Annotated in this window: 16 protein-coding genes; 5 read left to right on the top strand and 11 right to left on the bottom strand. The window is 64.0% G+C overall.

Annotated elements, in window-relative coordinates; genetic code table 11:
• Positions 1-52: 52 nt before the first annotated feature.
• The 4 genes from qcrB to ctaE form a co-directional block, all read right to left on the bottom strand.
• On the bottom strand, positions 53-1,729 hold the full coding sequence (gene qcrB, locus G6N77_RS18910; protein ID WP_165183723.1) for a cytochrome bc1 complex cytochrome b subunit: 1,677 nt from the start codon (positions 1,727-1,729) through the stop codon (positions 53-55).
• A gap of 2 nt (positions 1,730-1,731) precedes the next feature.
• A complete protein-coding gene (gene qcrA / locus G6N77_RS18915) occupies positions 1,732-2,760 on the bottom strand; it encodes a cytochrome bc1 complex Rieske iron-sulfur subunit (RefSeq protein ID WP_165183724.1) in 1,029 nt (342 codons plus the stop codon).
• A 96-nt stretch (positions 2,761-2,856) separates the two neighbouring features.
• The gene (qcrC, locus tag G6N77_RS18920) at positions 2,857-3,645 is read right to left on the bottom strand and encodes a cytochrome bc1 complex diheme cytochrome c subunit (protein ID WP_165183725.1); all 789 of its coding nucleotides are present in this window, start codon (positions 3,643-3,645) and stop codon (positions 2,857-2,859) included.
• An 88-nt stretch (positions 3,646-3,733) separates the two neighbouring features.
• Positions 3,734-4,372: an aa3-type cytochrome oxidase subunit III gene (gene ctaE / locus G6N77_RS18925; protein ID WP_262454782.1), complete on the bottom strand. Its 639-nt coding sequence runs from the start codon at positions 4,370-4,372 to the stop codon at positions 3,734-3,736.
• Positions 4,373-4,519: 147 nt separating this feature from the next.
• Between ctaE and trpD the strand changes: the two genes are divergently transcribed.
• The gene (gene trpD / locus G6N77_RS18930) at positions 4,520-5,623 is read left to right on the top strand and encodes an anthranilate phosphoribosyltransferase (RefSeq protein ID WP_165183737.1); all 1,104 of its coding nucleotides are present in this window, start codon (positions 4,520-4,522) and stop codon (positions 5,621-5,623) included.
• Between the two features lie 38 nt (positions 5,624-5,661).
• On the opposite strand, the gene G6N77_RS18935 is transcribed toward trpD, so the two are convergent.
• Positions 5,662-5,943 carry an Lrp/AsnC family transcriptional regulator gene (locus G6N77_RS18935; protein WP_165183726.1) on the bottom strand — a complete coding sequence of 94 codons (282 nt, stop codon included), beginning with the start codon at positions 5,941-5,943 and terminating at the stop codon, positions 5,662-5,664.
• A gap of 74 nt (positions 5,944-6,017) precedes the next feature.
• Positions 6,018-6,410, bottom strand: coding sequence for a DUF3054 domain-containing protein (locus G6N77_RS18940; protein WP_262454780.1), 393 nt, complete (start codon positions 6,408-6,410; stop codon positions 6,018-6,020).
• Between the two features lie 155 nt (positions 6,411-6,565).
• Between G6N77_RS18940 and G6N77_RS18945 the strand changes: the two genes are divergently transcribed.
• Entirely contained in the window at positions 6,566-7,039 is a 474-nt protein-coding gene (locus G6N77_RS18945; protein WP_165183727.1) for a VOC family protein, read from the top strand.
• Here the strand turns inward: G6N77_RS18945 and G6N77_RS18950 are convergent.
• The 3 genes from G6N77_RS18950 to G6N77_RS18960 form a co-directional block, all read right to left on the bottom strand.
• Positions 7,036-7,557 carry a YbaK/EbsC family protein gene (locus G6N77_RS18950; RefSeq protein ID WP_165183728.1) on the bottom strand — a complete coding sequence of 174 codons (522 nt, stop codon included), beginning with the start codon at positions 7,555-7,557 and terminating at the stop codon, positions 7,036-7,038. The genes G6N77_RS18945 and G6N77_RS18950 overlap by 4 nt on opposite strands.
• Positions 7,558-7,601: 44 nt before the next feature.
• Entirely contained in the window at positions 7,602-7,922 is a 321-nt protein-coding gene (locus tag G6N77_RS18955) for a DUF4190 domain-containing protein (protein WP_165183729.1), read from the bottom strand.
• A gap of 108 nt (positions 7,923-8,030) precedes the next feature.
• Positions 8,031-8,867, bottom strand: a complete 837-nt coding sequence (locus G6N77_RS18960) for a class I SAM-dependent methyltransferase (protein WP_165183730.1) — start codon at positions 8,865-8,867, stop codon at positions 8,031-8,033.
• Between the two features lie 47 nt (positions 8,868-8,914).
• Here G6N77_RS18960 and G6N77_RS18965 point away from each other — a divergent pair, with 47 nt between their 5' ends.
• Positions 8,915-9,496, top strand: a complete 582-nt coding sequence (locus tag G6N77_RS18965; protein ID WP_165183731.1) for a helix-turn-helix transcriptional regulator — start codon at positions 8,915-8,917, stop codon at positions 9,494-9,496.
• Here G6N77_RS18965 and G6N77_RS18970 read toward each other — a convergent pair.
• The gene (locus tag G6N77_RS18970; protein ID WP_165183732.1) at positions 9,493-9,945 is read right to left on the bottom strand and encodes a hypothetical protein; all 453 of its coding nucleotides are present in this window, start codon (positions 9,943-9,945) and stop codon (positions 9,493-9,495) included. The two genes, G6N77_RS18965 and G6N77_RS18970, sit on opposite strands and share 4 nt — an antisense overlap.
• Before the next feature lie 58 nt (positions 9,946-10,003).
• The gene (locus G6N77_RS18975; RefSeq protein ID WP_165183733.1) at positions 10,004-10,663 is read right to left on the bottom strand and encodes a maleylpyruvate isomerase family mycothiol-dependent enzyme; all 660 of its coding nucleotides are present in this window, start codon (positions 10,661-10,663) and stop codon (positions 10,004-10,006) included.
• A gap of 697 nt (positions 10,664-11,360) precedes the next feature.
• On the opposite strand from G6N77_RS18975, the gene G6N77_RS18980 reads away from it, so the two are divergent.
• Positions 11,361-11,855: a DUF1801 domain-containing protein gene (locus G6N77_RS18980; protein ID WP_240902432.1), complete on the top strand. Its 495-nt coding sequence runs from the start codon at positions 11,361-11,363 to the stop codon at positions 11,853-11,855.
• A gap of 69 nt (positions 11,856-11,924) precedes the next feature.
• On the top strand, positions 11,925-12,210 hold a 286-nt coding region (locus G6N77_RS18985), incomplete at its 3' end, for a hypothetical protein (RefSeq protein ID WP_165183735.1).

Consider the following 12,210-nt stretch of genomic DNA (forward strand, 5'->3'; position numbering starts at 1 on the left):
TGGGGCGGTTCCCTTTCGGTAACCGCCCCACCGTTTCTATAAGACCTGTCGGCTAATAGGAGGAAACCTGCTTGGTCTCCTCACCGGCCTCGACGGCCTCGTGGTGTGCGTGTCCGGCAGCCAGTTCAGACGGAGTGGCGGGTGCCACGCGGTCCTCGAAGAAGAAGCTGCTGAGCGCGGCCCGGCGCTTCTCCGTTTTCGTGACGATGCCGTTTTCGTTCGGGATGCCTTCCTCGGGCACCGGCGACTCGAAGCCGACCAGCTTGTAGCGCTTATAGTCGTCGAGCTGGGCGTGCATTTCCTGGAATTCACCGTGGGGCAGGCGCACGATGCGACCTGTCTCGCGGCCGTGCAGGGCAATTTCCCGGTCCTTGCGCTGGAGGGCAAGTGCCACGCGCTTGGTGATGATGAAGCCAAGGATTGGGCCGATGAAGAACAGCGCACGCAGCCAGTAGGTCACATCGTTCAGCGACACCTGGAAGTGTGTTGCGATCAAGTCGGAACTTGCCGCTGCCCACATCACGCAGTAGAAGATGAATCCAGCCACGCCGATGGCCGTGCGGGTCGGCGCGTTGCGCGGGCGGTCCAGCACGTGGTGCTCGCGATCGTCACGGGTGACCCAGCGTTCGATCCAGGGGTAGGTGAAGAGGAGCGTGAACACCAGTCCGGCGGGAATGAGCGCCGGAATCAGGACGTTCAGCGACAGGGAATTGACGCCCCAGGGAAGGGGGATGTGCCATTCCATGGGAAGGCCCAGCAGCCAGCCCGGCATGAGACGGAGTGCACCGTCCACCCAGCCGATGTACCAGTCAGGCTGGGTGCCTGCGGACACGGGGGAGGGGTCGTACGGGCCGTAGTTCCAGATCGGGTTGATCGTCACAAACGCAGCAACCAGGGCGATGATGCCGAAGACGATGAAGAAGAAGCCGCCGGCCTTTGCCGCGTATACCGGACCCAGCGGGTAGCCGACCACATTGCGGTCGTTGCGGCCCGGGCCGGGGTACTGCGTGTGCTTGTGCACAACCACCATGAAGAGGTGGATGGCCACCATGAGCAGGATCATGGCCGGCACCAGCATGATGTGCATCATGTACAGGCGGCCGATGATTGCCGTGCCGGGGAACTCCCCGCCGAACAGGAAGAAGGAGATGTACGTGCCCACCACGGGGATGGCCATGACCACGCCGTCGATGATGCGCAGGCCGTTGCCGGACAGCAGGTCATCGGGGAGGGAGTAGCCGGTGAAGCCGGCAGCCATGGAGAGGATGAGCAGCACGCCGCCCACCACCCAGTTCAGCTCGCGGGGCTTGCGGAAGGCTCCAGTGAAGAACACGCGGAGCATGTGCACCGAAACAGCGGCCACGAAGAGCAGCGCCGCCCAGTGGTGCACCTGGCGCATGAACAGACCGCCACGGACGTCAAAGGAAATGTTCAGGGAGGAGTTGTACGCCACCGACATCTCCATTCCCTTGAGGGGAACGTAGCTGCCGTTGTAATGGGTCTCCGCCATGGACGGGTCAAAGAAGAACGTCAGGAAGGTCCCCGACAGCAGCAGGATGACGAAGGAGTACAGCGCCACTTCGCCGAACATGAAGGACCAGTGGTCCGGGAATACTTTGCGGCCGAATTCCCGCAGGATTCCCGAACCGCCGACACGCTGGTCAACAAAGTCGGTGATCCGGCCCGTGGAAGTCTTGGGCTTGAATTGTGCTTGCGTTGAAGTGCTCATGATCAGCTGCGCTCCCAGAAGCTCGGTCCAACAGGTTCGTGGAAGTCGCTCTGAGCGACCAGGTAGCCTTCGCTGTCCACCGTGATGGGAAGCTGGGGCAGGGGGCGGACTGCCGGGCCAAAGATGACCTTGCATTCCTCCGTGAGGTCAAATGTTGACTGATGGCAGGGGCACAGCAGGTGGTGCGTCTGCTGTTCGTAGAGGGCCACCGGGCAGCCCACGTGGGTGCAGATCTTGGAGTAGGCGACGATGCCGTTGTAGCTCCAGTCTTCGCGTCCCTTGGAGGGGTGCAGGTCTTCGGGGTTGAGGCGCATCAGCAGCACCACGGACTTGGCCTTTTCGTTCAGCTTCCCGGTGGTCAGGCTGTTAAGGGACTCCGGGATGACGTGGAAGGCGGAGCCGATGGTGACGTCCGTGGCCTTGATGGGGGTGCCGTCAGGGTCGCGTGCCAGCCGTTCGCCTTCCTTCCACAGGGTGTGGTGGAGGCTGTCGCCCGGAAGCGGGCCCAGGTCGCGGAAGATGGCTATGGCCGGCAGGGGAGCCAGGGCCATCGCACCGATGAGGGTGTTGCGAATCAGCGGGCGGCGCTTGATTCCGGTCTCCTCGATGATGTCGTCAACAATCTTGACGGCGGCAACGCGGTCCTCTTCACTGCGCAGTTCGTGGCGTTCTTCCGACACTTCGTGGTCGGGCATCAAGGCGCGGGCCCAGTGCACGATGCCGGTGCCAATGCCCAACATGGCAAAGGCAACGCCGAGTCCCAGGAACGTGTTCTGCAAGCGCAGGGTGGCAATGGTCTGATCCAGCCGAATGCCAAAGTAGGCAAAGAGGAACAAAAGGGTGCCAACAATGGAAATCCCAAAAAGAATTGCCACCTGGCGCTCAGACCGCTTTGCTGCCTTGGGGTCCGTGTCGGCCAGTCGCAAACGATGTGGAGGCAGTCCCGGGTCCTGGAACTTGTCCACCTCTTCGTGACCAGCCTTAGCTACGGCGTCCGAGCTTGTCGGCGAGCCGTCACTATGGTTGCCCATAATCCCCTCATCCTTCTCTTATCCCGGTACGTTCCCGGGGTCGTAATGTATGTTTCTCGTGGCTGTCACCAGCCAAAAACGTGTGGTGCAGGGACCTTAGGAAGTCCGCGAGGTGAGCCAGATGGTGAATCCGATAATGACACCCAGCACTGCGGTCCAGAGGAACAGGCCCTCGGAAACCGGTCCAAGCGAGCCGAGGGCGGCACCGCCCGGGGAACCCTGGCTCTCAATGGTGTTAAGGAAGGTGATGATGTCTGCCTTGCCCTGCGGAGTGATGTTCGCGTCATTGAAAACGGGCATGTTCTGCGGGCCGGTCACCATGGCCTCGTAGATGTGGTTGTTCGACACGCCGGCCAGGGCCGGGGCGAACTTGCCGCGGGTCAGGGCCCCGCCAGCTGCGGCTGCGTTGTGGCACATTGCGCAGTTGACGCGGAACAGCTCGCCGCCAACGGTGGCGTCGCCCTTGCCGGTCAGGTACTTTGCGTCCGGAATGGCCGGGCCGTCACCGAGGGTGGCCACGTAGGCCGCCAGTTCGCGGGTCTGGTCGGCATTGAACTGTGCGGGCTTTTCCCGGGCCTGCGGTCCCTGCATCTGCAGGGGCATGCGGCCGGTCCCCACCTGGAAGTCGACTGCTGCGGCGCCGACCCCTGCCAGGGACGGTCCGGCCTTGGTGCCGCTGGCGCCGATGCCATGGCAGGTGGCGCAGTTGGCCACGAAGAGCTTCTCGCCTTCATTGACCTGCTGGGCGGTATACGTTGCGGTGTCGGCCTTGGCCGAATTCACTGTTGTGACAACGGCGTACAGCCCACCTGTCAGCAATAGCCCCATCACTAGCAACGCTAGTGCAGCCAGCGGATGACGTCGCTTCTGCGAAAGTGCCTTCACTTGGTGGTTCCTTTGATCTATATTCGGCAGCCCCTAGTGAGAGCCGCAAATGCTATTTCTGCCTCGTGTAGAAGAAGACTGTTTCAGCCTACTTTAGGACGTAGATGACCAAGAACAGGCCAATCCACACGACGTCCACAAAGTGCCAGTAGTACGAAGTAACGATGGCGCTGGTCGCTTCGAAGTGTCCAAACTTCTTGGCGGCGTAGGCCCGTCCGATGATAAGGAGGAACGCAATCAAGCCGCCGATCACGTGCAGGCCGTGGAAGCCCGTGGTGATGTAGAAGGCAGAGCCGTACGCATTCGCGTTGAGGGTGATGTGCTCGGAGGTCAGCATGGCGTACTCGGTCGACTGACCGGCTACGAAAATGGAGCCGAGAATGAAGGTCAGCAGGAACCACTCCGTCATTCCCCAACGGGAGAACTGGAAGCGGCGGCCGATGCGGCGGGGCTGAAGGTTTTCCGCGGCAAACACGCCCATCTGGCAGCTGAAGGAGCTTGATACCAGGACGAGGGTGTTGACCAGCGCGAACGGGAAGTTCAGCTTGGCCGTTTCTTCTGCCCAGAGGCCACCGGTGGTGGATCGCAGGGTGAAGTACATGGCAAAAAGACCGGCAAAAAACATCAGCTCGCTGGACAGCCAAACAACGGTTCCTACAGAAACCATGTTGGGCCGGTTCAGCGTCGGATGCGCCGGGGTACTGGGGGCATGGGTCGCAGTTGTCACATAGACATTATGTCTATAAAACTCCAGACTTCCCAATGCAAAATGCCGTTTTGCCGATCTTTTTCTACAAACCTGCGAAATTCCGGGTGTTTCACAGGGTCAGCCCAGAGTGGTATGCACACGGCCTGTTTGCTGTCAATGGTCACAATGGGTCCGCCGGGCGGGCCGTCGTCTAACATTTGGAGGGTGAACCCACTTGATGCGCCCCTTGCCGCCGAGCCAACCTGGCCGAACCTGATTGCAGCACTCATTGCCCGCAACGACTTGGGCGCAGCGCAGACTGAATGGGCCATGAACCAAATCATGGCCGGCAATGCCACGGACGTGCAGATTGCCGGCTTCCTGGTGGCGCTGCGGTCCAAGGGGGAAACGGTGGCGGAGATCAAGGGCCTGGTGGAGGCAATGCTCTCCAACGCCCGCCCGCTGTCAGTGCCGGGGGATGCCCTGGACATTGTGGGTACGGGCGGGGACCGCCTGAACACCGTGAACATCTCCACCATGGCGGCCCTGGTCTGTGCCGGTGCCGGGGCGACAGTGGTCAAGCACGGCAACCGGGCATCGTCCTCGGCTGCGGGTTCCGCAGACGTCCTGGAGGCGCTGGGTGTCCGCTTGGACCTGCCCCTGGACATGGTGGCACGTGCCGCCGCAGAGGTGGGCATCACATTTTGCTTCGCCAATTACTTTCACCCGTCAATGCGCTTCGCGTCCGTGGCGCGCCGGGAAATCGGCGTCCCCACGGCGTTCAACTTCCTCGGCCCGCTCACCAACCCCGCCCATGTGGTGGCGTCGGCCATTGGGGTGGCGGACGCCCGCATGGCCCCGCTGGTGGCAGGCGTCCTGGCCGCCAGGAATGTCCGGGCGCTGGTGTTCCGTGGCAGCGACGGCCTCGATGAGCTGACGACGACGGGCCCCTCCAAGGTCTGGGAGGTGCGGGACAATGTGGTCGCCGAGAGCGAGTTTGACCCGCTGGACGTGGGGATCCCGCGGGCAACCATCGATGACCTGCGGGGGAAGAACGCGGCGTACAACGCCGACGTCGTACGGCGAATCCTTGACGGGGAACGCTCTCCCATTCGCGACGCCGTCGTGCTTAATGCCGCAGCGGGCCTGGTCGCCTATGACAGGGGCGCGTCCGGCACGCTGAACGAGCGCATGAAGTTCGCCCTGGCCCGGGCGGAGGCGGCCGTTGACGGCGGCGCCGCGGCCCATGTGCTCACCAGCTGGGTTGCCCTCGGCGCCGAAGGCATTTAGCGGTTGGTGGCAGTGAACCGCAGCATTCCCGTCGTTCGCTAGTGATCGAAGCCCAGGGAGAACGCCGCGTCCAGATCGTGTTGGGAGTATGCGCGGAAAGAGATCTGCGTGGTGGTGGACATGACCGACTTGACCTTGGAGAGCTTGTCCGCGATGACGTCCGCCAGGTCCTCGTGCTTGGCCACGCGGGCAATGGCGATCAGGTCCCATTCACCCGTCACGGAGTACACCTCGCTGATGCCCTCCAGTTCCGAGATTTCCTGGGCGGATTCGGGAATGCGGGAGGCGTCGGTCTTGATCAGGACAAATGCGGTTATCACGGGTGGGGTCCTTTTCGTGGGGGCACTTTGACGTGGGCTGTCTTCGGTTTGATCGTAGCGCAGAGGCGGCTGTTTTAGCGGTTGCGGCTGCTTCGGGCCACAAGTCCCACGATGGCCCGCTGGCCGAGCAGGAACAGGCCCAGCACCAGTGTGGCAACAATGACGAACGGCAGGGCGGCCGTGCCGCCGGCCAGGATCCGCAGGGCCATGCCGCCGGCCACGGTAATGAGCCAGATGCACACGCCGGCCGGCCAGAGGCTGGCGGGCCTGCGCCAGTTGCGTGTCAGCACCCAGCCGGCGGCCAAGGCCACCAGGAACGGCCAGGCCGTGGTGAAGACGCCTCCCATGGACAGCGCCTCATGGTGGGAGCTGCGCCCGGATACGGCGAAAATGACAACCAGCACCACGTCGAGGACGGCTGTGGAGGCGAGGAGCTTGGGCAGGGGGTTGGCTGATATTTGCGTCACCTGCCAAGTTTAGCCGCCTTCGCGGGGCCCGGTTGGCGGCCTGTGGCCGTCTGGCGGGCGTCCCGCCGGCAGGCATGCATTGAATCGGCATTGGCCGCCAGCTACGATCGTCTCGACAAGGCAACAGGGAAGCAAGCGGCAGGGGAGTGGTGGACGTGGGCAGCATTGGCACATGCCTTTGGTTTGACGGCAAGGCAGAAGAGGCAGCGAACTTCTATGTGGGACTCTTTGAGAACTCCAAGGTGGGCGAAGTGGCCCGGTGGGGCGAAGGCGGCCCGTACCCTGCCGGAACAGCGTTGACGGTGCAGTTTGAACTCGAGGGGCGCAGTTTCCGCGGGTTGAATGGCGGCCCGGACTTCACCTTCAACGAAGCCATCTCCTTTGAGCTGTTCTTTGACACGCAGGAGGAGCTTGACGCCAAGTGGGACGCCCTGACGGCCGACGGCGGCCAGGAGAGCCAGTGCGGCTGGCTCAAGGACAGGTTTGGGGTCTCCTGGCAGCTCATTCCGAACATGCTGCCCTCCGTGCTCGGCGGGCCCGACCCGGCCGGAGCCGCGCGGGCCATGCAGGCCATGCTGGGGATGCAAAAGCTCGACATCGCTGCCCTGCAGGCCGCCTACGACGGCTAGCCTGGCTCGGGCCGCTTCGCCAGGCCCTGCACCACCTGCACGCCGGGCAGCTTCACCAGTTCCTTCGGGTCCAGGCGCAGTTTGCTGGTCCGGTTTCCGCCTCCCATGATGACCTCCGGCTGCTCCAGCACGGCGCTGTCCACGTAGATGGGCATGCCCGCTATGCCGAAGGGTGTGACACCGCCAATCACCATGCCGGTGCGGTCCACGGTGAGCTCGGCGTCGGCGAAGGATGCCCGCTTGACGCCGAGCAGTTCCTTGACTTTGCTGTTGACGTCCAGCCGCGTGGTGCCAAGGACCACGCAGACGGCCTGAACGGACGGTTCCGCCTTGCGTGAGGTGACCACGATGGTGTTGGCGGCCCGCTCCAGCGAGACGTCGTAGTGGGCACAAAACGCGGCCGTGTCGGAGAGCTCGTCCGCGCAGGCGAGCACCTGGTGGGCAATGCCGCTGCTTGCCAGCGCATCGCGGACGGCGGGCATGAGAATGTCGGTGGAAACGGCGTCGTGGTTGGTCATGCTCCAAGGGTACCCAGCGTGCCCAGACCGAACGGCGCCTGGAGTCAGCCGTTCCGGGCGAACAGCGTGGTCAGGTAGAAGATGAAGCTGGCCGCGCCGACGATGGCCCCGGCAATGGCAAGCCCCCGGCCGCGGGCGCCTGAGGCCCGGATTTCCCGCAGGCCGCGCAGGCTGAAGAAAATGCCCAGCAGGCCCAGGAAGCCGAAGATGAAAAGGCTGATGCAGGCTGCCGCGAATCCCCAGATGGCCATCTTGTTCCACGCCGTGCCCGGAGGTGTGCCGGGAGCGCGGTGGGGGAGGGGCAGGTAGGTTCCCGGGGCGAAGTATTCCTCGCCGGGGGTGTTCGACGGCGGTTGTTCCGACATGTTCCTGCCTTTCCTGGTGGCCCGTGCAGTTTCCAGTCTGGTGCATCGGCGGCTGTTACGCGCGTCAGACACGACCGGCTGGAGAACCACCGTCCGCCGAAAGCCGTACTACGGCCTGAACGCCGCCCAGGCGGTGCGGTTTCCCCTGATTTCCAGGGTGCCGCCGTCCAGCATGGAGCCCGCCGAGTGGTCGGCCAGCAGGCCTGCCAGTGCCGCCAGGTCTTCGGGCGCTGCGGCGCCCTCCAGTGCGGGGCCGATCCGCCCCAGGAAGGTGCGGGCAAAGCGGGAGGCAAGTTCCGGCGTCGGCCGCGCCTTCGAGGGGAATGCCCGGCGTTCGACGGCGGCGAATCCGGCGCGTTCCAGCGCGGGCTGCCAGTCCGGATGGGCGTTCCAGCCCAGCCCGGCGAGCGCTGTGTGCAGCCGGGATTCAAGTCCGCCGTGGAAGCCGTCGGGCAGGAACTGCGGCAGGCCGTCCATCTCGATGACCAGGAGAAGGCCCCCGGGCGCCAGCGCGGAAAACATGGCGCGCAGCGCCTGCTCGGGGTCGGCCAGCTCGTGAAGGGACGACGATGCCCAGATGAGATCGGCGCCGCCCAGGGCGGGCCAGTCGGCGTCGAGGTCGGCTTCCAGGGTGCGGACACGGCCCGCCATGCCAAGGCTGCGTGCCGCCTCCAGCGTTCGGGCAAGCATGTCCGGCGACTTGTCCAGGGCAATCACGCCCGCCCCGGGGAAGCGCCCGGCCAGGGCCAGGGTGCCGGCCCCGGAGCCCGCGCCGACATCCACGATCGCGGCAGGGGAGGGGCGCAGTTCGGCCGCCCATTGCGTCACGCCGTCAAGGTAGGCGCCAAGGATCTTCGCGTCGAGGTCCAGCATTTCGGCCAGGCCGTCGCCATGGTGGTTGCCGTGGGCGTTTCCGCCGTCGTGGTGGTGGTTGTGATCAGTCATGGTTTCAGGCTATCCCCGTACTGCGTCAATGGCATAGAATTTTGCGCATGACGCAAGAATTTTCCTTAGACTCTGTCATCCGGCAGCGCATCCGCGGCCTCCGGCTGGCTCGCGGCTGGTCGCTGGACAGCCTCGCCGCGCGCTGCGGCCTGAGCCCGTCAACGCTCAGCCGCCTCGAGACCGGCCACCGCAGGATGGCGCTTGACCAGCTCGTTCCGATTGCCCGGGCGCTGGACACCACGCTGGATGCGCTGGTGGAGCCTGTCGGCGACGGGGACGTCGTCATCCGTCCCGAGCCCAGCCATGCGCCCGGCCTGACCACGTGGGTCCTTTCCGAGGAAGGTGCGCTCAATGGCAAGGTCGTGGCTAAAATGCGGATCACGCACGAGAGGCCGGGGGAGATGGGTGTCCATCCGGGGCGGGACTGGTTCACGGTGCTCTCCGGCACGGCCCGCCTGGAGCTGGGGGAGAGGACAGTCCTTGTCCGCGCGGGTGAAGTGGCCGAGTTTTCCACCATGGTGCCGCACGCCATTGGCGCCCACGGCGGACCCGTGGAGATCCTCTCCATTTTCAACCACGACGGCGGCCTGGCCCACCTTCACGGGGCCGGCCATGCGTCGGGGTCTTAACTCAGGCGGGAATGGGCAATAACGAGGCCGATCGGGGCGCTGACCAGCAGCACCACCACCATGATGCGAAAGGCCCACAGGAGCCACGGCAGGTGTTGGCTGGCACCCCGAACTGCCCAGATGAATGCCACCAGGGTGACGAGCAGGAGTCCTGCCCCTGCATACGTCAGCGCGGGTGCGGTGAGGATCGTGCCCAGAAGGACGGCGACAGTTGAGACGTTGAGCAAGGCGGCTTCGGCTGCGAGGAGCATTGCCGGCAGGCGTTTTGACGCCAATTCAGCCTGGCCGATGCCCAGGACCAGCTGGGCCATGCCGCCTACCAGGACAAGGTAGGCAACTGCCCACGCAGAGGTGTAGCTGGGGGAGCCCGCGCTTGCCGCGGAGACCACCCCGCCAAGGATCAGGCTGATGCCGCCGAGGGTGAGGAAGGGGATTGCTGACTTGTTCACGCTTCCCAGCATATTTGCCTTCACAGGCAGGGTTCGACGGCGGTGCATGCCGTCGGAGTCAGATTTTGGTGTTGGGTGCGTCCAGCCGGCTGCGAAGGGTCGCCACGCCGGGCCCTTCCAGCTCGTCGCAGAACGCGGCGCGACCGGCCATGGCCATGGCGAGTGCAAGCGTGGTGCCGCGGACCAGGGGTCCTTGACCGCTGGCCAGGGGCCCGTCGCTTGCCTCCACGCGCAGGCCGGCAACGGTCTCCTTGCTTTTGACGGTGAAGCTCCGGCGGGAGAAGAAGCCGGCAACCTCGGTAGCCGTTTCGATGGGCAGCCGGTGTGCAATCCCCAGGGGCCGGCGAATGTCTTCGGCATGCACCACCAACTCGCCCAACCAGGCGGCGACAGGCCCAAAGGGTGATGTGGTGCTGGGGATGACTTGGCGAAATTGCGACAGGGTATCGGCAGGTGTCGGGCCCAGGTGCTCAGCCAGGCGGCGGGAGTTGTGCAGCTCGAAGTCAAACCTGGCGCCGAGGGCGCTGCCAATCCAGCGAAGAGGACCTGTGCTTGCCGCTGCGCTCAGGTGGGCCACCACCTCTTCGACATTCCAGCGTTCGCACAGGGATGGGGAAGCCCACTGCTTGTCGTTGAGCATGGCAAGGTCTTCCGCCAGCGCGGCACGCTCCGCGTGGATGGCGGCCCACAATTGCTTGTTTGTGATCGGCTCTGTCACGGGCTCCTCTTTCTCAAAACCACACACTCTGGATGACGCCGGCAGCGCCAATGACCACCAATCCTCCAAAGACCGTCAATGAAAGGATGCTGGCGATTTGGGAGGTCCTGTCCAGTTTACGGACACTGTCTCCCTTCCGAAACGCAAGCCAAACGGAGAAGGCAGCAACGGCGGTGAGGACAGGAATGGACGCAATGAGCAGCAACAAAAAGCCAACGCCATCCCAGCCGGCCGCATTCCTGGACAGGTACCAGAGGGGGCCCGCTACGATGAACGGGACCACGGCTAAGATCAGTGCCCGGTACCTGATCCATCCCCACATGCCGTTATCCGCTTCGGCGGCCGGTGCCGGAAATTCCCGGCATCAAGGCGGAGGAGAGGCTTTCATTCACGCTTCGAAGAACTCCGACCATGCCAGACTCCCCAACCTCCACCAATTCAGTCCCGCATGCACAGCTCCAGGACCTGCTACTGGACAATGTATCCCACAATATTTCCTTGCACACTGCATGCAAGGACATACAGAATCGGGCCATCTGCAAACTGCCTCCGGGGCCGGCTTCCACTCGGTCCTGACATCCGAATCGCCAAGAAGCTTCAGGCCCGCCGTTGTCGAACTTCATCTGATGCAACGGCTTACCGGGAGCGGACTGCCCGCACCTTTTCGCCGTGAATTGAGTGAGGAATAATGCTTTCCATGACTAGTGGGGAGATGGGCAAGCGGGAAGTTCAAAACCCGGGCTTGGGCTCAGAGGAGCCCGCAGGCAGCGCGTTCACGCTGCCGGAAGCCATGACCGGCAAGGCAAGCCCCGCGAAGGCAGCGGTCGGCGACAAGCCCGTCTTCGCATACATCGCCAGTCTGCCTCAACCGCAGCGTGGCGTCGCTGAACGCCTCGACGCTCTGGCGGCCAAGACGCTGCCGAACCTCCAGCGCTCCGTGAAGTGGGGGATGTCGTACTACGGCGTCGGCGACGGGTGGTGCTTTTGCTGCGGCGGCTTTGCCGGCCACGTCAAGCTCATGTTTATCAACGGCGCGGCGCTTGAGCCGGTACCGCCGGTGACACCGATGGGGATGGGCAAGTCAACGCGGGGTGTGGAGCTCGAATCCGTGGACGACATCGATGAACGCCAGATTGCGGCGTGGATGACTCAAGTCGCGTCCGCGCCCGGAGTTGGCGGCAAGAAGCACTGAACCCGACGCTTGCCTCGGCGGCAAGCCGTCGCCCGCAAACGCAGTGCCTGCCAGCGATTGGTCCTGTGGGTGAAGGCCACGATCTTCTGTCCTGATCTGGTGGCAGACTCCGATGGGCGCGAAGTGGGCAATGGTAAGTTGGGCGATGTGAACAGCAGAGTCTGGCGCATCGCCCTCATTGCCATCGGTTTGATCGCTGTGATCATCGGTGGTGTATTTGCCGGCCAGGGAATGAACCTGATCCCGGGAAGTTTCATGACCGGTAACCGGATGTGGCTCTCCATTGGGCTGATCGTCGCGGGGGTCGGGGTCATCCTTGTGGTTCTCGGCCTGCGCCTACCCAAGTCTGGACGAC

It is taken from the genome of Arthrobacter silviterrae (assembly GCF_011045165.1).
GTDB lineage: Bacteria > Actinomycetota > Actinomycetes > Actinomycetales > Micrococcaceae > Specibacter > Specibacter silviterrae.

Excerpts from the sequence above, each read along its gene's own strand:
- qcrB (WP_165183723.1), bottom strand. The coding sequence starts at position 1,729 with ATGAGCACTTCAACGCAAGCACAATTCAAGCCCAAGACTTCCACGGGC.
- qcrA (WP_165183724.1), bottom strand. The coding sequence starts at position 2,760 with ATGGGCAACCATAGTGACGGCTCGCCGACAAGCTCGGACGCCGTAGCT.
- trpD (WP_165183737.1), top strand. The coding sequence starts at position 4,520 with ATGGGTCCGCCGGGCGGGCCGTCGTCTAACATTTGGAGGGTGAACCCA.
- G6N77_RS18950 (WP_165183728.1), bottom strand. The coding sequence starts at position 7,557 with ATGACCAACCACGACGCCGTTTCCACCGACATTCTCATGCCCGCCGTC.
- G6N77_RS18955 (WP_165183729.1), bottom strand. The coding sequence starts at position 7,922 with ATGTCGGAACAACCGCCGTCGAACACCCCCGGCGAGGAATACTTCGCC.
- G6N77_RS18960 (WP_165183730.1), bottom strand. The coding sequence starts at position 8,867 with ATGACTGATCACAACCACCACCACGACGGCGGAAACGCCCACGGCAAC.
- G6N77_RS18965 (WP_165183731.1), top strand. The coding sequence starts at position 8,915 with ATGACGCAAGAATTTTCCTTAGACTCTGTCATCCGGCAGCGCATCCGC.
- G6N77_RS18980 (WP_240902432.1), top strand. The coding sequence starts at position 11,361 with ATGACTAGTGGGGAGATGGGCAAGCGGGAAGTTCAAAACCCGGGCTTG.